22 protein-coding genes and 2 pseudogenes are annotated in these 20,094 nt (G+C 41.6%); 9 read left to right on the plus strand and 15 right to left on the minus strand.

The genetic code is table 11. From position 1 onward, the window contains the following. Window positions 1-128: 128 nt before the first annotated feature. Window positions 129-701 carry a hypothetical protein gene (locus RMY00_RS08090; protein WP_322647043.1) on the plus strand — a complete coding sequence of 191 codons (573 nt, stop codon included), beginning with the start codon at window positions 129-131 and terminating at the stop codon, window positions 699-701. Window positions 702-870: 169 nt separating this feature from the next. On the opposite strand, the pseudogene RMY00_RS08095 reads toward RMY00_RS08090, so the two are convergent. Continuing rightward, a pseudogene (locus RMY00_RS08095) lies at window positions 871-1,248 on the minus strand (anion transporter); the annotation flags it as partial. A gap of 445 nt (window positions 1,249-1,693) precedes the next feature. On the opposite strand from RMY00_RS08095, the gene RMY00_RS08100 reads away from it, so the two are divergent. Next, window positions 1,694-2,071, plus strand: a complete 378-nt coding sequence (locus RMY00_RS08100) for a Mo-dependent nitrogenase C-terminal domain-containing protein (RefSeq protein WP_322647044.1) — start codon at window positions 1,694-1,696, stop codon at window positions 2,069-2,071. A gap of 70 nt (window positions 2,072-2,141) precedes the next feature. On the opposite strand, the gene RMY00_RS08105 is transcribed toward RMY00_RS08100, so the two are convergent. After that, window positions 2,142-4,022 carry a caspase family protein gene (locus RMY00_RS08105; RefSeq protein ID WP_322647045.1) on the minus strand — a complete coding sequence of 627 codons (1,881 nt, stop codon included), beginning with the start codon at window positions 4,020-4,022 and terminating at the stop codon, window positions 2,142-2,144. Between the two features lie 200 nt (window positions 4,023-4,222). Here RMY00_RS08105 and RMY00_RS08110 point away from each other — a divergent pair, with 200 nt between their 5' ends. The 3 genes from RMY00_RS08110 (at window position 4,223) to RMY00_RS08120 (ending at window position 5,889) form a co-directional block, all read left to right on the plus strand. Then, window positions 4,223-4,690 (plus strand): hypothetical protein, encoded by a 468-nt coding sequence (locus RMY00_RS08110; RefSeq protein WP_322647046.1) that lies wholly within the window; start codon window positions 4,223-4,225, stop codon window positions 4,688-4,690. A 113-nt stretch (window positions 4,691-4,803) separates the two neighbouring features. Next, window positions 4,804-4,977: a 50S ribosomal protein L32 gene (gene rpmF / locus RMY00_RS08115; RefSeq protein WP_094328804.1), complete on the plus strand. Its 174-nt coding sequence runs from the start codon at window positions 4,804-4,806 to the stop codon at window positions 4,975-4,977. A 306-nt stretch (window positions 4,978-5,283) separates the two neighbouring features. After that, window positions 5,284-5,889: a sulfite oxidase-like oxidoreductase gene (locus RMY00_RS08120; protein ID WP_322647047.1), complete on the plus strand. Its 606-nt coding sequence runs from the start codon at window positions 5,284-5,286 to the stop codon at window positions 5,887-5,889. A gap of 46 nt (window positions 5,890-5,935) precedes the next feature. Here RMY00_RS08120 and RMY00_RS08125 read toward each other — a convergent pair whose 3' ends face one another. The 8 genes from RMY00_RS08125 to RMY00_RS08160 all read right to left on the minus strand — a co-directional run bounded on the left by RMY00_RS08125 (window position 5,936) and on the right by RMY00_RS08160 (window position 14,099). Continuing rightward, the gene (locus RMY00_RS08125) at window positions 5,936-7,318 is read right to left on the minus strand and encodes an aldehyde dehydrogenase (protein ID WP_322647048.1); all 1,383 of its coding nucleotides are present in this window, start codon (window positions 7,316-7,318) and stop codon (window positions 5,936-5,938) included. Between the two features lie 190 nt (window positions 7,319-7,508). After that, window positions 7,509-8,654, minus strand: coding sequence for a hybrid sensor histidine kinase/response regulator (locus RMY00_RS08130; RefSeq protein ID WP_322647049.1), 1,146 nt, complete (start codon window positions 8,652-8,654; stop codon window positions 7,509-7,511). Between the two features lie 411 nt (window positions 8,655-9,065). Beyond that, a complete protein-coding gene (locus RMY00_RS08135) occupies window positions 9,066-10,019 on the minus strand; it encodes a transposase (protein WP_322647050.1) in 954 nt (317 codons plus the stop codon). Window positions 10,020-10,022: 3 nt separating this feature from the next. After that, a complete protein-coding gene (ureC, locus tag RMY00_RS08140) occupies window positions 10,023-11,738 on the minus strand; it encodes an urease subunit alpha (RefSeq protein WP_322647051.1) in 1,716 nt (571 codons plus the stop codon). A 63-nt stretch (window positions 11,739-11,801) separates the two neighbouring features. Next, window positions 11,802-12,107: an urease subunit beta gene (locus RMY00_RS08145; protein ID WP_322647052.1), complete on the minus strand. Its 306-nt coding sequence runs from the start codon at window positions 12,105-12,107 to the stop codon at window positions 11,802-11,804. Window positions 12,108-12,121: 14 nt separating this feature from the next. Then, window positions 12,122-12,424 (minus strand): urease subunit gamma, encoded by a 303-nt coding sequence (gene ureA / locus RMY00_RS08150; protein ID WP_322647053.1) that lies wholly within the window; start codon window positions 12,422-12,424, stop codon window positions 12,122-12,124. A gap of 42 nt (window positions 12,425-12,466) precedes the next feature. Then, the gene (locus RMY00_RS08155; RefSeq protein WP_322647054.1) at window positions 12,467-13,303 is read right to left on the minus strand and encodes an urease accessory protein UreD; all 837 of its coding nucleotides are present in this window, start codon (window positions 13,301-13,303) and stop codon (window positions 12,467-12,469) included. A gap of 16 nt (window positions 13,304-13,319) precedes the next feature. Beyond that, entirely contained in the window at window positions 13,320-14,099 is a 780-nt protein-coding gene (locus RMY00_RS08160) for a class I SAM-dependent methyltransferase (protein ID WP_322647055.1), read from the minus strand. A gap of 118 nt (window positions 14,100-14,217) precedes the next feature. Here RMY00_RS08160 and RMY00_RS08165 point away from each other — a divergent pair, with 118 nt between their 5' ends. Both RMY00_RS08165 and RMY00_RS08170 read left to right on the plus strand, forming a co-directional pair. Beyond that, window positions 14,218-14,448 carry a DUF1902 domain-containing protein gene (locus RMY00_RS08165; RefSeq protein ID WP_322647056.1) on the plus strand — a complete coding sequence of 77 codons (231 nt, stop codon included), beginning with the start codon at window positions 14,218-14,220 and terminating at the stop codon, window positions 14,446-14,448. Between the two features lie 7 nt (window positions 14,449-14,455). After that, the gene (locus RMY00_RS08170) at window positions 14,456-14,683 is read left to right on the plus strand and encodes a type II toxin-antitoxin system HicA family toxin (protein WP_322647057.1); all 228 of its coding nucleotides are present in this window, start codon (window positions 14,456-14,458) and stop codon (window positions 14,681-14,683) included. Between the two features lie 43 nt (window positions 14,684-14,726). On the opposite strand, the pseudogene RMY00_RS08175 reads toward RMY00_RS08170, so the two are convergent. The 4 genes and pseudogenes from RMY00_RS08175 to groES form a co-directional block, all read right to left on the minus strand. Beyond that, window positions 14,727-15,035 (minus strand): annotated as a pseudogene (locus RMY00_RS08175) (DUF4351 domain-containing protein); the annotation flags it as partial. Between the two features lie 220 nt (window positions 15,036-15,255). Then, a complete protein-coding gene (locus tag RMY00_RS08180) occupies window positions 15,256-15,570 on the minus strand; it encodes a hypothetical protein (RefSeq protein ID WP_322647059.1) in 315 nt (104 codons plus the stop codon). Between the two features lie 186 nt (window positions 15,571-15,756). Further along, entirely contained in the window at window positions 15,757-17,391 is a 1,635-nt protein-coding gene (gene groL, locus RMY00_RS08185) for a chaperonin GroEL (RefSeq protein WP_322647060.1), read from the minus strand. Window positions 17,392-17,500: 109 nt separating this feature from the next. Then, entirely contained in the window at window positions 17,501-17,812 is a 312-nt protein-coding gene (gene groES / locus RMY00_RS08190) for a co-chaperone GroES (protein ID WP_100898362.1), read from the minus strand. 887 nt (window positions 17,813-18,699) lie between these two features. Here groES and RMY00_RS08195 point away from each other — a divergent pair. After that, window positions 18,700-19,377, plus strand: coding sequence for a response regulator transcription factor (locus RMY00_RS08195; RefSeq protein WP_012407592.1), 678 nt, complete (start codon window positions 18,700-18,702; stop codon window positions 19,375-19,377). 77 nt (window positions 19,378-19,454) lie between these two features. Here the strand turns inward: RMY00_RS08195 and RMY00_RS08200 are convergent, their stop codons facing one another. Then, window positions 19,455-19,763, minus strand: a complete 309-nt coding sequence (locus tag RMY00_RS08200) for an NIL domain-containing protein (RefSeq protein WP_322647061.1) — start codon at window positions 19,761-19,763, stop codon at window positions 19,455-19,457. A 189-nt stretch (window positions 19,764-19,952) separates the two neighbouring features. Here RMY00_RS08200 and RMY00_RS36110 point away from each other — a divergent pair, with 189 nt between their 5' ends. Beyond that, the gene (locus RMY00_RS36110; RefSeq protein WP_416212051.1) at window positions 19,953-20,078 is read left to right on the plus strand and encodes a hypothetical protein; all 126 of its coding nucleotides are present in this window, start codon (window positions 19,953-19,955) and stop codon (window positions 20,076-20,078) included. The last annotated feature ends 16 nt before the right edge of the window (window positions 20,079-20,094 follow it).

A 20,094-nucleotide genomic window follows, 5' to 3' on the forward strand; every position in this document is an offset into this window, starting at 1 on the left:
ACGTATAAACTTATGTAAATAGTTAGCAGGTTTTCGGTAGGAGCGCAGTCTTAAAGCTGAATAATATCAGGTATTAACTTAACCAACACTAATTCTATTTCATAAGAGGAGAAAAGATGTACAACCGGATGAATTTTTGGGGTTCTATGTTTTCTGCCTTTCTTTTTTATACCGGACTTACCCTCAATATTCCGATAGCAAATGCACAAGTAAAGCCAAATATATTGATAAATCAATCGAAAATCATATTTTTAGTTCCGGTGAGCGAAGTGCCGTGCTCAACATTTCTACAACCATACTTTGATTGGGAAAGGGGAAGTTTTCTCAATTTTGTAACCGCCTCTGTAGTTTTTAACAGCGCAGGAAACAATCCAGTTACTTACACCACTGGAACGCTCAGTCTAAATGGAAACAATCTCACAGGTGATTTTACACAACTGTTGAGTAACCGATTTATTAGTTTGCCAGGAGAGGGATCTTTTACTTTCGCTTCTCAACCTTTCTCCATAAAAGAACCAGCTTCCATAGGTATAACGCTTGCAGCCGATGGTTCAGTAACCTGGGTTCAGCGAAGCAATAATAAGACTTTTAATTACAAGGCAGTTTGTTATTCAAATGATACTGCAATCTTATTACCTTTATTCAGTGCAGACAGTTCAGCCGGAGTCATAACGTTTGGAAAGGGGACTGGGCCAAGGTAAATTATAGGACTAATGTTTGATTTCTGAAAAAGCTCGGTACAGATCGAAAAGCCTAATTCCTTATTCCCTACTCCCTACTCCCCGCCCACGTAGATAATTTCAAAAATCAGATACGATTCCTATAGAGTTAGCAACATACACTGAGATAATTTAATTTGCGTGACTCACTTTAGTAATTAGAGCGATCGCCCTCAATTACCCAGAGGTATACTAGAACTAAAGTACACACTGTTAAAGGCGCTCCAAAGCGCAGGTGTTCCCAAAAAGTTAGCTTGTAACCTAAATTAGTAGCAGCTTCTACAACTATCAAGTTGGCAACTGAACCAAACAAAGTTAAATTACCAGCTAAAGTTGATCCGGCTGCCAACAATAGCCAATACTTACTGTCACCTGAAGGAACCAGGGGATGCAGCAGAAGTACAGCAGGCACATTAGAAATTAAGTTAGATAAAACAACAGTTACACCCAAAAAACTCGCAGCAGAATTGATTGCATGGGTAAATGGCTGGAGCAAATTCAACTTTTGCGTAACTCGGGTCAGGACAAACCCCCTTGTCTCCCCTGCCTCTTTTTCAACAGACTTCTACGCCATTCAGCCACCAATAACAAGAATGGTCTTACGTGGGGAAGTGGGAATACGGGGAGGAAAGACGCCTGCTAAGGTATTACCGATATTTATACTTAGCAAAAATACTCTCAAAAATATCTAATATTAAGTTCTGTAAATGTTACAATAAAACCTATCCAATGACGGATGCCTTTATTAAAATTTAAACTACATCAAGTTATGAACAAGATCGTAATATTACACTACCGATCCCCAGAAAATTGCGATTAACTTGACGTAGTAATCAAGTAGGTTCTGACTTAAGTGGCTAATCAGGTATTACATTATATCGCAGTCAGAACGCGATTTTTCCGGGAAATTTCGTTGCCACGTTGTATATATTCATCAAAAAGATGAATAGCCTCAATAACACAGAGGATTAACCATGAAGGTATTCGACAATACCACTAAAAAGATTTTTCTGGCAAGCTGGGTATCAATCAATCAAGCAGAAACTAGTGACCATAAATTAACCCAGCTAAACCGTTCTGTTTCTAAGCCTTACCGAGATATTCTCCACCCTCTACGGCAGCGTGTAGAAAACATTCAAATCCGCGATCGCCAACTAGCTCACCGTTTGTGCAAACTGATTCCATCTCAGTGTCCCTTTGAGCGAGATGTCAAATTATTTGGGAAAACCTTGTTTCACATACCGCCCATGTGCAAGCTTAACCCCTTATATGAAGAAGTGGTTGGTTTACGTTTCCGAGCGCTGTGCTATCTAGCCGATGAATGCGGCGAAGATGTATCACAGTACTGCTAAGTCGTGAGGGAAAAATTATGAGTAAAGAGTGAGGAATTAAAACTCCAAACTCCAAACTCCCCACTCCAAACTATTTTTTTTGCCATTTTTGAATAGCATCCTGAGCATCTTCGTAAGCGCCTGTTTCCTCTGGCACTAAAGCAGCAGTCGCAATTGCGGCATTAAGTTCTCCTTCTGTGGCGCGACGCTTGGCCAAGTCTAAAATTTTCTCACTCCAGCTATTGATCGATTTTTGGGCAGTATCGAAGCCTGGTTGACCCGATGGTACTTTCTTCGCAACTTCGATCGCACGATTGTAGGTGGATGCCTGTCCAGACTTAATTAAGGCATTAGCTGCATCTAAAAGAGTTTTGTTACTTACATACTGCTTGCCCTCTAAGCGCCACAGGTTAATTGCTGCTTGTGCTTTGGCATAGGGGGCTTCATCTTTGGTGATTAATCGAGCAGCAGCAATCGCGCTAGCATACTGTCTTTGTTTAGCACGTCCCTCTGCTAAATCTAAAATCATTTGGCTCCAAATCTTAATATTCTCCTGAGCTTGATCGTAGAGTGGTTCACCAGGTCGAATTTTCCGGGCTGTAGCGATCGCCATGCTCAAATCACTAGCCTGAGTTTGTCTGAGCGACATCTTGGCCAAATCTAATACTGCTTGATTCCGCTTTTCTGGCTCGGAACTAGTAGTTATTTGGGCGCTAGATTGATTTTTAAGTCTAATTGGTGGAGTGCGGCTTGGTAAATTCTCGATAACCTGGCGATCGCTTGTAGCAGCATTAGGTGATGTGCTTGATATTTGCTTAATTTTAAAAGTTTCTTGATTACGGAGAAAAACTACGGCGATTAAACCTGCTACTAGCAGGCTGCCTCCACCCCATAAAATAAACTGTTTCCAAAAAGGAATGTTTGGCTGATTCGATGGCAATCGAGAGACGTAACCTTTAGAGGAATTGGGAATAAATCTTCCGCTCGGCACTCCTAAAGAAGTTTCTGCCATTGGCTGGGAAACTAAGCCAGTAGCTGACTCCTTTTCCTTTCCTTGTTTACCTTTAGATTTTTCGACCTTGAGAGCCTTCAGCTGTTGGGAAGAGTTCACAGTAGCTTCTCCCCATCTGCCCCGTTCTGCTGAAGTTTTAGGGTAATCGTCGAGAGGAGGAGCCGCACGGGCAATAGCAAAGGATTCTTCAGGATAAATCACCGGTTCTGATTGCAAGTCGCTTTCCATTGCCAATTTTGGCAAGATTACCTGCTGCCTTGATGGGATAATAGTGGCAGGGTTTTGGACAGGACGCCAGTGGTGGTGACATACTTTTGGCACAATCAGGCTTAGGTAGCTTTCTAAATCTGCCAAGTTGTTGCCATTACCAGAACGTAAAGCTTCTAACAAAACTGCTGTAAAGAATCCGTGACCTAATTCGCTACTTTCATGGGAAAATTGCTCAGGTTGACAAGAAAGAATGGTCGCGAATTGTAGTTCTTGGGCTAATTCTATTGTTTCTTCACCAACGGGAGCATCCGCTTGAGTGCCAAAAGCGCGGTTGATATCGAGTAGTAGCAATACATTTAGATCAGCAAGTTGCAGACTTTGCATTAGCGATCGCAATTCTATACCAGTCTCTTGCACTAGTTCGGGATTGCCCTCTGCTGGCATTAAGTAATCTTTGCCTTTGTAGTTGACCCCATAACCGCTAAAAAATAACCACAAATAATCTTCTGGTTGCCAACTTGTCGCTGCCAAATCCTCAAGCAGCAGCAAAATATTCTCTTTAGTCGGATAAGTTGATCTATCCCCAATCGGCGGCGAGGTATCCGTCATTAGCAAGCAGTGTTTGGGGAGAAAACCTGCCTCTGTCACCAAAAAATCCTCTAATGCCTCAGCATCTGCTTGGGCACAACTTAAAGGTTGAAATAACTGATATTGATTGATGCCAATTGCGATCGCCCAGTAATTTGCCATCCCGCTATTTGTCAGTTATTGTTTGCTGGTCTTAAAATTGCGGTTGGCTTTGCCCAAAAAACAAAGCTAACCTATGTTTTATAATCTAGGTGATTCTGATTGAATCTTAAGTTAAAATGTAATTTTTATTACTTGAATAGACCGGAAAATACCTTTTACCTAAATTCCATAAAAGATCATTACTAAGGAGATAGAAGGTTATGAGCAAAATTCCTGCTCACCTACCATCATCGATCACTCCCTTTTCAGTTATTAGCCAAATTGCCAGAAGAATCCGGATAATTCCTTTAGTAGTTTTGCTTATATCTACTGTTCCTGCGTGGTTTTTGATGGAAGCGATCGCACCTCAGGTTGTGCGAGCTTACACCGCTAGAGTTGATCTAGCTATTGACCGCCTGCCAGATGAAAACTATGAAACCATTCTCAGAAGGGCAGAAGCAGCCGCTAGAGCAGCTGCTCAACGGAGTTTCGACCAAGATATCTTGGTGACAGATGTTTCAATCATTGTGTCCGTACAAAATAATGGATCGATCGCACCAGTTCTGGCATTAGATGTCAGTCGTCCCGAATGGCGATCGCGTCCCGATGCTCAAAATTGGGCAACTTACTTCAAAACTGCGCGATCGCTACTTTACTTGGAAAATAGCCAGGACTTACCCAAAAAATAGCCGAAACCCTAATTTTTAGTAGAGGCAATTCATTAATTGCCTTTACTGTTGTCCTTCGCGTCAGTGGATGGCCTAGAATAGTAAGGTTGTCAAGAATCGCAATATCTGCTGACATGGCTGTTCCTAAGAAGAAAACTTCAAAATCAAAACGAGATAAACGTCGAGCTACCTGGAGGCATAAAGCCGTCGTCGAAGCTCAGAAAGCCCTGTCTTTGGGCAAATCAATTTTGACTGGACGTTCTACATTTGTATATCCAGCTGCTGAAGAAGAGGAAGAAGAGTCATAATTTCCCAGTCAGGAAAAGCGTGAACAGCACCGATAGATTTGATTACCAAAGTCACCAATCAAACTTTTTAATACTGGATCAATGCTTTTTTTAGCTTTCCTGATTGCATTATGAATCTTAGGTACTCTACACAAGCTCATTAGATCGAAAAAATTGGTAGTGAGTAATTGGGAATATCCATTACCCATTACCTATCATTTACGAGTAACGATCAAGTAATCATATAAAGAATCAAACATTTAGTGCCGTTGGCAACTAAGCAAAAAAGCTTGTACACATTTTGAGAAAACTTATTTTTCTCTAACTATGCTAGGAAAATTTTTTCAGAAACCAGGGAAGGAAGAGGGTGAACGCGTCCCTCCTGGTCAACACTTAGCTAAAGGTTTCCCCGTATTAACTTACGGTGCAACTCCCCAAGTCACCATTGAGGAATGGGAATTTCGAGTTTGGGGTTTGGCAAAACCTGCTACTTTTAAGTGGTCAGACTTTATGGCGCTACCTCAACAGGAATTTACGGCAGACTTTCACTGTGTAACGCGTTGGTCTAAACTGGATGTCAAATGGACTGGCATAAAAGTAACAGATTTCATGGGTCTGATTGAACTAGACCCTAAAGTAGCCCATATTATGGAACACTGTTACGGCGGCTACACTACCAATATTTCTATAGAAGATTTTATGCGCGAAGAAAACTTCTTTGCTTTTAAAGTCTTTGGTGAACCCCTTCCATCTGAACACGGTGGGCCGATGCGGCTAGTTGTTCCCCACCTCTATGCTTGGAAAAGTGCTAAGTGGATTAATGGTTTGGAATTTTTAGCTGCTGAAGAACTTGGTTTTTGGGAGCGCAATGGCTACCATCGCCGTGGTGAACCCTGGGCTGAGGAGCGTTACAGCAACGCTTTTGGGTTTTAATAGTTAGGAGAGACGCGATTAATCGCGTCTGTACAAGTCATAACTTTTAACCCAGAAGTTTTTTGATTAAAGGCAATTTGCCCTGATATGGCGCGTATCGCCATTTTAAATCAAGCCAGAAAGAGTTTTGCAATACACTTTTGTTATGGGAAAAGGTGTCAAAACTTGCTTTGCCGTGATAATTGCCAATACCGCTATCTCCCACCCCACCAAATGGTAAAGACGAGACACCAACCTGCATCACTGTGTCATTAATACAAACTCCACCAGAGGAAGTTTCCTGCAAAACTCGATTTTGTAGATTTTTGTTTTGAGAAAATAAGTATAACGCCAAGGGTTTAGATTTAGAGTTAATCAAGGCGATCGCTTCTGCAATGTCGGTATATTCAATAATGGGTAGAATGGGGCCAAAAATTTCTTCCTGCATTATAGAATCTTCTAACGAGACATTATCAATTACTGTGGGGGCTATATAACACTCTGAAGGTTGAGTTTCTCCACCAACGATAATTTCACCATCTTTGAGAAAGTTAACCAATCTATCAAAGTGTTTTTGACTAATAATCCTGGCATAATCAGGACTGTTTACAGGATTATCACCATAAAATTCCCTTACACATTTTTCCAGCCCATCTATTAAATCTTTTTTGATTTTTTTATTAATTAAAAGATAGTCAGGGGCGACACAAGTTTGTCCAGCATTCATAAATTTGCCCCAAGTAATTCGTCTAACAGTGTGTTCAAGATTAATATCAGTATCTACTATACAAGGGCTTTTACCACCCAATTCTAAAGTAACTGGTGTGAGATGTTTTGCTGCTGCTGCCATAACGATTTTGCCGATGGCTGTACCACCAGTAAAAAAGATATGGTCAAACTTTTCTGCCAGTAGTTTTTGACTTACTTCCACGTCTCCTTCAACTACTGCAATATAAGCAGGATCGAAATGTTTAGCAATAATCTTAGCAATGACATCAGACGTATGAGAAGCAATTTCTGAAGGTTTGATAATTGTACAATTTCCGGCTGCGATCGCACCTATTAACGGTGAGATAATTAACTGAAATGGATAGTTCCAAGGGCCAATAATTAAGACAACCCCTAACGGTTCTGGATAAATTTTCGCCGAGTAAGAAAAAAAATCAAAAGAAACGGATGCTTTTTTGGGCTTACTCCACTTTTGAAGATGTTTGATGGCGTAATCAATATCCTTAATTACGCTAATTTCTGTAAGGTAAGTTTCTACTTCTGGTTTATGTAAATCCGCTTGTAATGCCTCGACTATTGACTTTTCATGCTCGATAATTGCTTGCTTGAGATTTTTAAGTTGTTCAATGCGGAAATTTACATCTTTAGTTTTGCCCGTTTGAAAAAAATCTCGCTGAGTCTGGATAATATTGCCAATGTTAGATAATTCAGTGGTAATCATTGTTTTACCCTATCAAAAACTATTTAATGCTAATGCTATTATTTCAGCATATTTCATTCATCAATTTTTAGCGTTTGATTTTCTAAGTAATTTTTTTACTTTAAATTTTCGGTAGATGGTAGTAAGCTTATAAATCATGAATTACCGGGATTAAAGCTCTACAATTCATAATTTATAATTACTAATTTGTTCATGCTTTGCTAGGTAGAAGCACAATAAATACACTACCTTTGCCCAACTCAGAATTTAGCAAAATTACGCCTTGGTGTGCCTCGACAATTCGGCGAGCAAGGTAGAGTCCTAAGCCACTACCAGAACTCTTGTGGCTACCTTGACGAAATCGTTCAAATATGGTGGCTTGTTCTTCAGCAGGAATACCTGGACCGGTATCCGCTATTTCAATTCTAATGTAGTCAACAGAATTGGATATCTCAGAGAACTGAGATTGACTATTTTTATCAAATTGGCGTTGATAAGTTAAACGAATAGTCACAGACCCAGAGTCGGTAAATTTGATCGCATTCCCTATAAGATTGGTGAATAGACGATGCAGTTCTAAGCGATCGCTCATTACTGTTTTTGTGCTTAATTCCTCAGTAAGGTCTAAATTTAGAGACAGTGTTTTTTCTTGAGCTAAAGGTGCTAATTCTCCAATCACCTCCTCTAACAATTGGGCCAGATTAACTGGTTGAAACGCCAAAGTTTTGCGACCTGCTTCAAAGCGATAAACTTCTAATAAGGTATTAACCATAGAAAGCAGGTTTACATTGCTACGGGCCATGATAGCGATTACTTCCTGCATTTGCGGTGATAATGTTCCTAATGCACCTTGTTGAAATAGCATTAACATGCGATCGGCGGCTACCAAGGGAGTGCGTAAATCGTGGGTGAGGCGGGAGACAAAATCTTCTCGCTGGCGGGCAATTTCATCACGTTCATCCATACTATGCTTCAAACGCAGGAGCGATCGCACTCGTGCCAGCAATTCATCTACTGTTACAGGTTTGCGGATAAAATCATCAGCACCCAAGTCTAATCCGTGGGCGACGTTGGGCGCATCGTGGGCAGTAATTAGCAGTATGGGGATATATTGCGGCAATTTCATCTCTCCACGAATGTGCTTGGTGACTTCGTACCCATCCATATCTGGCATCATCAGATCCAGCAGAACCAAGTCACAAGGAGAAGCTTTCAATTCTGCTAAGGCTGAAATACCATTTTCTGCGGTGCTAATGGTGTAACCTTCTTCCTCCAAAATAGTTTTGATCAAAAATACGTTATCAGGAGAGTCATCAACAACTAGAATTTTGTCAGAGCGAGAAGATTGTGAAGTCATATAGATGCAAGGTATGAGGTAAAAGTAAATTTTTGTAAGACTAGCTGTATTTGTAACAATTTGTCTGCCAAGTTTTTTGTAAACCTCCCTACCTAAGAAGTATTTTTTACTAAGAAAATTAGACAAGAAATTGAGTATAATTTGCTATTAGCAATAAGTAAAATATCAACGGAAAATAACACAGAGATTTCCTAATTTTGCATTTTAAACCTTTATGCATATTTTGTTAATGAAAGGAAATATGCAATAAGTAAAAAATCAATCATTTCTTATCATAAAATAACAGAGGTTTGGGAATAAGCCACTATGCATCTATGCTCATTCTTCATAGACAACATTATCCAACACTTGCTGAAATTCTGCTGTGTAATAAATAGCGATCGCACTTTCACCAGAAAGTAGGTGATTCGCTCATTCTTTAGAAGCGAGATTATCTAAAACTTGCTGGAATTCTGCTGTAGAAGGAATTGCGATCGCACTTTTATGAAGCATTTTTAGCACAGATGGTTCTTCTATCTTATTGATAACTTCGACAATAGAGCTTGGCACTTCTCCAAACCTTATTTCTAGAACTGTAATTATGCTTTCTCTAGCATTTTCGACAATTCCTTCTTCTTTTGCTAGCCTTTCAATACTAGTTACGTACCGCATTCTTTCTGCCTCCTCGTAACTTCTCACTTCTGTTTTAAAACTAAGTGCCAACTGTTTTGGCAAAACCATTATCCAGTCGATAAACCGAAATAGTTCCCGAATATCTTCCCGGCTATATCCCCGTTCATACAGCCGTCTGACTAAGCTTAGTTTCCACTGTAGCCGATTTTCTGGGTTTCGTTGCGTTGCCTTGGTCTTGAGATGCGCCATCACAATTAAACCAAAGGGGTTGGTTGTTTGCTCTAGGGTTTCCCACCCTTGCTCATAGTCCAATAATTTCGCCACAGGAAACTCTAAACTGACGCGACATCCGCCCAGTTGATAGCTGTAGCTGGAAGGTCGCCAATTCGCTTGTTCATCTGCTAAAACTGCTAGACTAATGACTCGCTTTTTATGGCGGTCAAATAAACGGTAATTATATGTGTACATCCGTTCGGCAAATTGGCTGTCATATTGCCCTTGGACTTCCACATGAACTAATACCCAAGCTTCTTCTCCATCTAGTAGCCAAACTTTTGCGACTTTATCGACCAAACGCCGCCCAATTTCTGCATCCGGTTCTAGCTGTTGCAGTTCTGTGTCCAGAAATTCATAAGGTCGCGTCCAGTCGATTTCGGTATGAGCTTGGGTGAAAAAAAATTCCAGAAAGCGGGGAAAATATAGCTCAATGACTTCCTTCCAAGGGCTATCGTAATCAGTAAGTTGCTCGGTCATGAATTAAAACAAAAAGTATCTCTGTGCCATTGGTAAAACTGTCGCCGGTTCGCAAATCAGCAACTCACCATCTGCCCTAACTTGGTATGTTTCTGGATCAACTTCAATGTGAGGTAATGCATCATTCAGCTTCATATCCCGCTTGCTTAATTGGCGTGTCCCAGAAACTGCAACTGCTGACTTTTGTAAACCTAGCTGGCTGGGAATTTCTTTCTCTAAAGCTGCTTGGGAAACAAAAGTTAATGATGTGGCATGACGCGCCCTTGCAAAACTACCAAACATCGGTCGCATATACACTGGTTGCGGTGTGGGAATACTGGCGTTAGCATCGCCCATTTGCGCCCATGCAATCATTCCGCCTTTAATCACTATCTCTGGTTTCACGCCAAAAAATGCCGGACGCCACAAACACAAATCTGCTAATTTTCCCTCTTCTACTGAACCCACATATTCAGCAATTCCGTGAGCGATCGCAGGGTTAATTGTATACTTAGCAACATACCTTCTTGCTCTAAAGTTGTCTGCTTTTTGCTCAGTTCCTTGTAGGTTAAGAGTTCCCCGTTGTACCTTCATTTTGTGAGATGTCTGCCAGGTGCGAATTATCACCTCGCCCACTCTTCCCATCGCCTGGGAGTCGGAAGAAATCATGCTAAATGCGCCTAAGTCGTGCAAAATATCTTCAGCAGCAATGGTTTCCCGACGGATGCGAGATTCGGCAAAAGCGACATCTTCAGCGATCGCTGGGTCAAGGTGATGGCATACCATCAACATATCCAGGTGTTCGTCTAAGGTGTTTATAGTATAAGGACGTGTGGGATTAGTGGAAGATGGCAGGACATTGGCTTGGCTACAAACTTTGATGATATCTGGTGCGTGTCCGCCGCCTGCGCCTTCGGTATGGTACGTGTGGATGACACGATTCTTGAAAGCGGCGATCGTATCTTCGACAAATCCGGCTTCGTTCAGAGTATCAGTATGAATCGCTACTTGCACATCATAAGCATCAGCAACGCTGAGACAAGTATCAATTGCTGCGGGTGTGGTTCCCCAGTCTTCATGAAGTTTTAACCCCATTACACCGGCGGCTACTTGTTCTACAAGTCCTTGGGGTTGACTGGCGTTACCTTTGCCCAAAAATCCTAAGTTGACGGGAAAAGCATCAGCAGCTTGCAGCATTCGGTAAATATTCCAAGGGCCGGGGGTGCAGGTAGTGGCATTTGTACCCGTAGCTGGGCCAGTACCACCGCCGATCATGGTGGTAATACCGGAAGCGATCGCTACTTCAATTTGTTGGGGACAAATAAAATGAATATGGGCATCAATACCGCCAGCAGTGAGAATCATTCCTTCACCAGCTAAGGCTTCGGTTCCAGGGCCGATAATAATATCTACATTATCTTGAATATAAGGATTTCCGGCTTTACCAATTTTGAAAATCTTGCCATCTTTAATGCCGATATCTGCTTTGACAATACCCCACCAATCGAGAATTAAGGCATTAGTAATTACTAAATCTACAGCACCATCGGCGTTAGAAATTGGGGATTGTCCCATTCCGTCTCTGATAACTTTTCCGCCGCCAAATTTCACTTCATCGCCGTAGGTGGTGAAATCTTGTTCAACTTCAATAAATAATTCTGTGTCTGCAAGTCGGATGCGATCGCCTACTGTTGGGCCGTAGGTTTCGGCGTAGGCGCGGCGATCCATTCTGTAAGGCATATAAAATCCTTTTTTTTAACGCAAAGGTACGCGGAGGGAAGCGCAGAGGTACGCAGAGGGTTTTTAGAGGTTTCCGTTAATTTTGGCGTTGAAGCCGTAGACTTGGCGAGTACCAACGAGGGGGATTAGAGTTATTTCTTTTTTGTCGCCTGGTTCAAAGCGGACTGCTGTTCCGGCGGGGATATCGAGGCGCATTCCTCGCGCTTGTTCTCTGTCAAAGTTTAAGGCGGTGTTGACTTCATAAAAGTGATAATGGGAACCGACTTGTATGGGGCGATCGCCTGTATTTGAAACTTGCAATTTTATAGTAGGACGACCAACATTTAGTTCTATTTCACCTGCTGGTGTGATAATTTCCCCAGGAATCATAATAAATTCAAAAATTAACGAATTGGATTATGTACTGTAACTAACTTTGTGCCATCAGGAAAAGTTGCTTCTACCTGTACGTCATGCACCATTTCAGGTATCCCTTCCATGACATCATTTCGCGTCAATAGAGTTGTACCATAACTCATTAATTCAGCCACAGTTTGCCCATCCCTTGCACCTTCTAAAATAGCAGCAGAAATATAAGCGATCGCTTCGGGATAATTCAGTTTTAAACCCCTTGCTTTACGTCTTTCTGCTAATAAAGCAGCAGTAAAAATTAATAGCTTATCTTTTTCCTGCGGCGTAAGTTGCATTCTTGCCTTTTCCTTCGCGTCCTTCGCGCCTTCGTGGTTCGTTTAAAGCTGCCACACTCTTGGTATACAATTACCACGATTCAAAAAAGAAACTCGTAGCAATTGCCAAACATTAATAAACCAGTTTCTCACCTCAGATGTAGAAGCACCGCGATATCGACACAATAATCCATGTTGTAACCGACTAACACCCGCTTCTCCTTCCCCATCCCATAAATTTCGCGTTTTTTCGACAATTTCTGATGAAACTGCACCACCAACCCAAACTAGACTACCTACAATTGGTTTTCCAGCCAAACCGTGGGGACTATGAAAAGTTTCTTCGCTACCCCCTAACCATTGCCGATCAATCCATAAAGGAATACCTTCTTGCCAAATTTCCGTGTGCGATCGCCATTCTCCTTGCAAGAATTTTTCTCCTCTAGCACTGCGACCAAATCGGGTAATTTCCCAACCTAACCAACTGCCCCCGGTTGCTAATTCTACCCGCAAATCTTGCCGATAAATCGCACCGTTAAATAAAATTGTCTCTTGCGGCAACCACTCTAAACAAGCGCCAGCGTCAACTTGCATTTGGATGGTTTGTCTAGCTTGCAAGCCATTACTGCGATATATCTTACTTGCAGCAGCTGTAGTAATTAAGGCTTGGGTTTGGGGTTGGAGGTGGATATTAGAGGATAAGCGATCGCCTCCCACCATTCCCCCAGCCGTGTGTAAAATGACGCTATGACAAATTTCCCCTTCTGGATAAAATGGGCGTTGTACCTTCAGGGGCGCTTGTTGGTGATTGTAAATTAATTGGGTTTTACCCTGGCGATCGGCATAAACTAAATTAAGTTTGCCATGCCAACCTTCTGCTATTTCTGAGTTGCAGATCATTTATAAATTTTTATTTTTAAATTACTTCACCAAGGTGTACGCTAGTACGATAGACCATATAGACAAAACCATTTTTATCACGAAAGCGCTGATATAACTCTTGAAAATTATCAATAAGCTGTTCGTATACCGACCCTTCACGCGGTAAATAAGAAACACTCATTGCTCGTCCAATAAATCCAGTTAAATCTAACTGTTGTCTATAAGTAAAATTATATTCACGGATGTTGATAAAATGAGGAGTTACTAATAGTGGCTCTACCGACTGCATTCGAGATTCTGCTGGATGATTATCAGATGCTTCGCGGACTATTCGGCTATATTCTGTAGTTAAGGCATCTTCTTGATCGCGATTATTCCACACCACAGCCAAGCGTGCTGATGGTTTTAAAATGCGGTGGAATTCCAATAAAGTTGGTTCGGGATTGAACCAGTGGAAAGCTTGAAAACAAGTAACTAAATCAACTGAATTATCAGGTAGTTGGGTAAGTTCTGCTGTTCCATCACGAAACTCTATCAAAGGATGTGCCTGGGCAGCTTCTCGCATCGCCGCGTTTGGTTCTATAGCTATGACATTAACTCCCCGTTCAGCTAACAGTCTTGAAGCAATTCCTGTACCTGCACCAATATCTGCTGCTACGAGTTGTGAATTTTCACCTAATCCTTCCAAGATAATATCAACTGCATTTGCGGGGTAACTTGGTCGATATTTTACATAATCCTCTGCTCTGTCAGAAAATCGGTTGAGTGGGTTTAAGGTATGTAAGGGCGTTGTTTCAGGATTAATTTGGCTCATAGGTCTTTATGGAAAAGTAGAAGTGCTTAGGCGTAGCCCATTGTAGAGATCGCTGTTGTTCAGAAAAGCGATATCATAAAAATTAAAGCGCTCTAAACAGTAACATCTACACACAATAATGGAAAGATTGCTAAACATCCACGTTGAGAAATTACCTGAAGGCGTTTATTTAGCAACATCTGATGAGCTTCAAGGTTTAGTAGCTCAAGGACGGACTGTTTCTGAAACTTTAGAAATTGCTCGTGATGTAGCGCGTAAGTTATTAGAAGCACAATCTCAGGATCAAGAACTAGATTATTTGCAACCAATAGCTGAACAATTTAACTATCCTTTAGTTGTAGGTCAGTAGTCAATTCATGGGACGGCTAGCTGGCTTTAGCTACAGACAGATTATCAAAATCTTAAAAACCTTTGGCTTTGTTTTTCATCGTCAAGCCGCAGGGAGTCATGAAATCTGGTTTAATCCTGAAACTAATCTTTACACTACTATTCCCAATCATTCTGGTGATATGCCAGAAGGAACATTACGTGCGATTTTAAAGCAAGCTGGTATTGAACCTGAAGATTTTATTAACTGCTCTTAATAATAAAGGGCGTTTGTATTCATTTTAATTAAGCTTGTTTTTACTATTCTAACCAAGCTACCAAATCAGCAACTTCCGAAAAATCAAGCAACTCTTCGCCCAACTCCTCTAACTGTTCGGCAGATAGATTCCGAACCTGCTCAACTAACAATCCATCAATCTCACCAAAGCGTCGTTTAAGCTGACGACTAATCAATTTAAACGCTTCTTTTTGAACGATATCTTGATAAATTACAGACTCTTTCATAATATCCTCCCGCAAAAATTGCCGAACTAAATCCTTTTCAAACCGCAAACCCGCCAGAATTTCTACACAACCCGCGATATTTTGTCGCTCCTCCCCATCTGGAAGCGGCTTGTTCAGGCACTTATGGCAGTAAAATTTGTGAAGAGTCACTTCGCGTCTGCTAAAGATAACAGCGTTGGATTAACTAAAAATAGTGTTGAATGTTGCTACCAGACACGAAGCACGCCAAGAAAATTATTTGAGTTTAGAAAAATTACAAAAAGTGGCTAGTTTTTGAGAAAAGTAGCTGCTTTTACGAAATAAAAAATATTAATAGATAAGCTATTTAAACGTATAAAAAATGATTGCACAAAAATAAGGTATTAATATCCAATAATCTTGCCCAATGTTGGATAGATATATCTAACAATCCTATTCTTTTTTCCACTTCGGAATGTATATAAGGACTTATTGACAATTGCTGTCTAAACTTACTTGTAATAGATGTTAATTCACAAGCATCAGCATATCTTAAAAAAACAAGCTGATCTTTTATATCTGGACTTAAGCTTTTATCATTATCAACTGCATCAATAAAATTTTCTAGTCTTTGCTCAATATTTTTCCTGGCATAACTTGCTTGTGTTTCTATATAATTCATGGTTAATGTCATTAAATATTCATATTATAACTGCTATTTTTATACTGTTCATTCATTAGCAGAATATTTGTACTACTATTTTTGCGCCCTTAGCCTCCGGCAACAGCTTCATCAAAGACAGTTCAAACAAAAAAACAGCCGCCTCCATAAAGGAAGCAGCTGTTTTACAAATTATCTAACTACGTATTAGTAATCGAAGTCGCCGCCGCCAGCACCAGCGCCAGCAGGAGCGGCATCTTTAGGCTCAGGCTTGTCAACGATAATACATTCGGTTGTCAACACCATACCAGCGATGGAAGCAGCGTTTTGCAGAGCAGAACGAGTCACTTTAGCAGGGTCAACAATACCAGCAGCTAACAAATCGACGAATTCATTGGTTGCAGCATTGTAGCCAATGTTGAAATCCTTCTCTTTAACGCGTTCAGCAATCACAGCACCATTCTGACCAGCGTTTTCAGCAATCCGCTTCAGAGGTGCGGGTAAGGCGCGAACCACGATCAAAGCACCAATCAACTCTTCATCCTTAAGGTTGCTCTTTGCCCAGTCTTCCAAGTCGGGAGCCAGGTGAGCCAGAGTTGTACCACCACCAGGAACGATACCTTCTTCTACAGCAGCTTTGGTGGCGTTGATAGCGTCTTCTAGGCGCAACTTCTTGTCTTTCATTTCGGTTTCGGTCGCTGCACCCACTTTCACCACAGCAACACCACCGGAGAGTTTAGCAAGACGCTCTTGCAGTTTTTCTTTGTCGTAAGAAGATTCGGTTTCATCGATTTGACGACGAATCTGTTCGACACGAGCTTTAACAGCAGCTTCGTTACCTTCGGCAACAATTGTGGTGTTGTCCTTAGTAATGGTGATCCGGCGAGCTTTACCCAGGCTATCCAGCTTGGTGTTATCTAGCTTCAAACCAGCATCTTCAGTGATTAGTTGACCATCGGTTAAAACGGCGATATCTTCTAGCATAGCTTTGCGGCGATCGCCAAAGCCAGGAGCCTTAACAGCAGCCACGTTGAGTACACCGCGCAAACGGTTTACTACCAAGGTTGCCAAAGCTTCTTTTTCAATATCTTCGGCGATAATCACCAAAGGACGACCAGCACGAGCTACTTGCTCTAATACTGGTACAAGGTCTTGTACCAAAGCGATTTTCTTATCAGTCAACAGTAGGAAAGGTTCATCAAAAACCGCTTCCATCCGTTCAGCATCGGTAGCGAAATAGGGAGAGATGTAGCCTTTATCAAAGCGCATCCCTTCAGTGATTTCCAACTCGGTGAACATAGATTTCCCTTCTTCTAGGGAAATTACGCCTTCCTTGCCCACCTTGTCCATTGCTTGGGCAATCATTTGACCAACTTCTTCGTCATTACCAGCCGAGATGGCACCAACTTGGGCAATGGCTTTGGAATCTTCCACTGGACGGGCGTGTTGAGCAATTTTTTCTACCAAGAAGCTGGCAGCTTTGTCAATACCGCGCTTCAGTGAAATTGCATTAGCACCAGCTGCAACGTTCCGCAATCCTTCTTTGACGATCGCATGAGCTAAAACGGTAGCAGTGGTGGTACCATCACCCGCAGCATCATTGGTCTTAGAAGCAGCTTGACGAATCAGAGCTACACCAGTGTTTTCAATATGGTCTTCTAATTCGATTTCTTTGGCGATCGTTACACCGTCATTAACAATTTGCGGTGCGCCAAATTTCTTTTCTAGGACTACGTTACGACCTTTGGGGCCAAGGGTAACAGCTACAGCCTCAGCCAGTATGTCAATGCCTCGTTCCAAGGCGCGACGGGCGTTTTCGTTGTAGATAATGCGCTTTGCCATAGGTGTCTAAATTCCAGGAGTAAGTCAATTTTTTTGTTGAATTAGGCATTGGGTATTGGGCATTGGGCATCAGGAAAACTCTTTCCTCTTCCCCATTCCCTACTCCCTATTAGATAACGACTGCTAAAATATCTTTTTCAGAAAGCAGTACATATTCTTCGGTACCGAGTTTGATGTCAGTGCCGGCGTACTTCGAGTACAGCACCTTATCGCCGACCTTGATTTCCAATTCCTGACGGTTTCCGTCGTCATTACGCTTGCCAGGGCCAAGAGCCACTACTTCCCCTACTTGGGGCTTTTCCTTGGCGGTATCGGGCAAATACAAACCACCTGCGGTCTTTTCCTCAGAGGCGTTCACTTTTACGAAAACGCGATCGCCTAAAGGTTTAACTGTAGAAACGCTTAGAGATAAAGCTGCCATATTATTTCTTTCCTTTAGTTAGAGATTAGCACTCTCAACTCCTGAGTGCTAATCTACCGAAAAGTAGCGTCCAATGGCAAGAATTCTTTGAGTACGGGTTCCCGAACTAAAGGCTCAGAGATGTACTTAAGTATAAATGCCTAATTGTTTCTACCTTTCGGGTTTTGTTCTGTAAGTTACGAAGAGAGTAGGGAGCGGAGAGTTAGGAATTAGCGCTGACCAGACAATTGTTAGCTGCTGTTCAAAACGAGCTAGTCTGGAATCATGGGAATACTTAAAAAAGCGACTTTAAAGAGTTAAAATTTGATGAGCCGCAACAGAGTCATACTATTTGCGTCTATAGAACTAAAACCCAACTGCTTGCGCGTTTTTTGTTCTGGACTCATAATGGTGGTTTACACTGATGGTGTCTGATATCGCCAAGCAAGCCTGGAAGTTATTGAGCGGATTATCCAAGAACACTTAATAGGCAATAAGGTGGTAGAAGAGTATGCATTTTTAACCCATCCTTTGCCAGAAACTTCCCTAGTTTCTTGTAAACACCTCATAGAGGCTTAACAATCAAAGGATATGGTACAGCAGTAAGCTTTAAGAAAGTGCGCGATGGTTTTGAGGTAGGGTCATCTTTAAGCCAATACTTACTTGTGAGTCAGAAGGATTATTATTTAATCAGTGTTTTTTCGCCTGCCACTTTCAATGCGATATATAATAGCGCATTATAGATACTACTGCTATACGTATCCTTGCTGGACTTTTGCTATCGAGCTACTAGTCTCTTGAAAGTGCTCGGCATTTTTGAGGTTTCGAGACAGCAAAGGCAACTTAAGTAGGAAAAAGGACAACATCTCGAAATAACCCACGATAGAGGATAAATATTCAAGACTTTGATGGACCGAAGCGCGACAAGTGCCACTGCTATGAAAGAACCCAGCATGAAAGATCACAAACGACTTCTATTGATTGATGATGACCCTAACCTCATCTTGCTGGTGAAGGATTACTTAGAATTCCGGGGATACGAAGTCATCACCGCCGAAAATGGACGTGAAGCTCTGGAAATTTTAGAGCAAGATGTTCCAGACATGATTATCTGCGACGTGATGATGCCGGAAATGGACGGATATACTTTTGTAGAACAAGTCCGGCAAAACGAACGCACCAGTTGGATTCCGGTTCTTTTCCTTTCAGCTAAGGGACAAAGTGCAGACCGAGTTAAGGGTCTAAATAAAGGTGCTGATGTTTATATGGTCAAACCCTTTGAACCAGAAGAACTTGTAGCGCAAGTTGAATCCTCGCTGAAACAAACTATCCGTTGGAAAGAACACCAAGCTAAAGGAGGCGAAAACGGTTCCCGCATCCAGGTTCCCTTCGATGTGCAATTAACCCCAACTGAACTGAAAGTAGTCCAGTTCGTCGCTAGGGGTTTAGCTAACCGGGAAATTGCTGAAGAACTAAATGTTAGTCAGCGCACGGTTGAAAGCCATGTGTCCAATATGTTGGGCAAAACCAATCTCCATAACCGTACTGAACTAGCGCGGTGGGCGATTGAAAATCAAATGGCCTAAACAAAGTTAAGAGTTAAAAGTTAGGAGTTACGAATTATGAATTTTTTAACTTCTAACTCCTAACTCCTAACTAAGATTTACCACCCATCTTCTTCAGGGCTGGATTGGTGCAAAACTTCTAAATCTAGTTCATCCAAGTAAGTTAGGGCGCTTTCAATGTGAGAAACAGTACCTCGCAGTTCCAGATCGAAGCAGCTATATTGCGGCACATTTGCGCTTACCTGAGCATCAGCAATAATGACTATAACTCCATAGTGAGAAACCAGCCGTGAAATGACTGGTTCCTCATGTAAGTCTTTAGGAATCCGAACTTGAATACGAGTTTGGGTGCGTCTATTATCTAAAATATCAGTATTAGACTTTACTTGTTTATTTGGAATTGCCATTCTAGCTTCCTATTCGACTTCTGGGATAAAGGTTTTACTTTGCACAATTCTTTTAACACTAGCGTCACTTATCCCACGCAGGCAAGCAAGAAAGTATTTGCCAAGACAAACCATTAATCTAGATGTAATGAATGTGAATAATTGTTCAAACCGCTCCCCATTGCTTGGCTGTCTAGAAAATTATGTACATTGCAGGGGCATACAACGCCAATTGGTTATGTTGCCATGAGTAGCGATCATAACTTCATTGCTAGTCATAGCATTGATAGAACAATTAAAATTTGGGGAGTGCCAAAGTCCCTTAAATATTTGTAAGCTGTTACGTAACTAA

This window comes from Nostoc sp. ChiVER01 (assembly GCF_034531155.1).
GTDB lineage: Bacteria > Cyanobacteriota > Cyanobacteriia > Cyanobacteriales > Nostocaceae > Nostoc.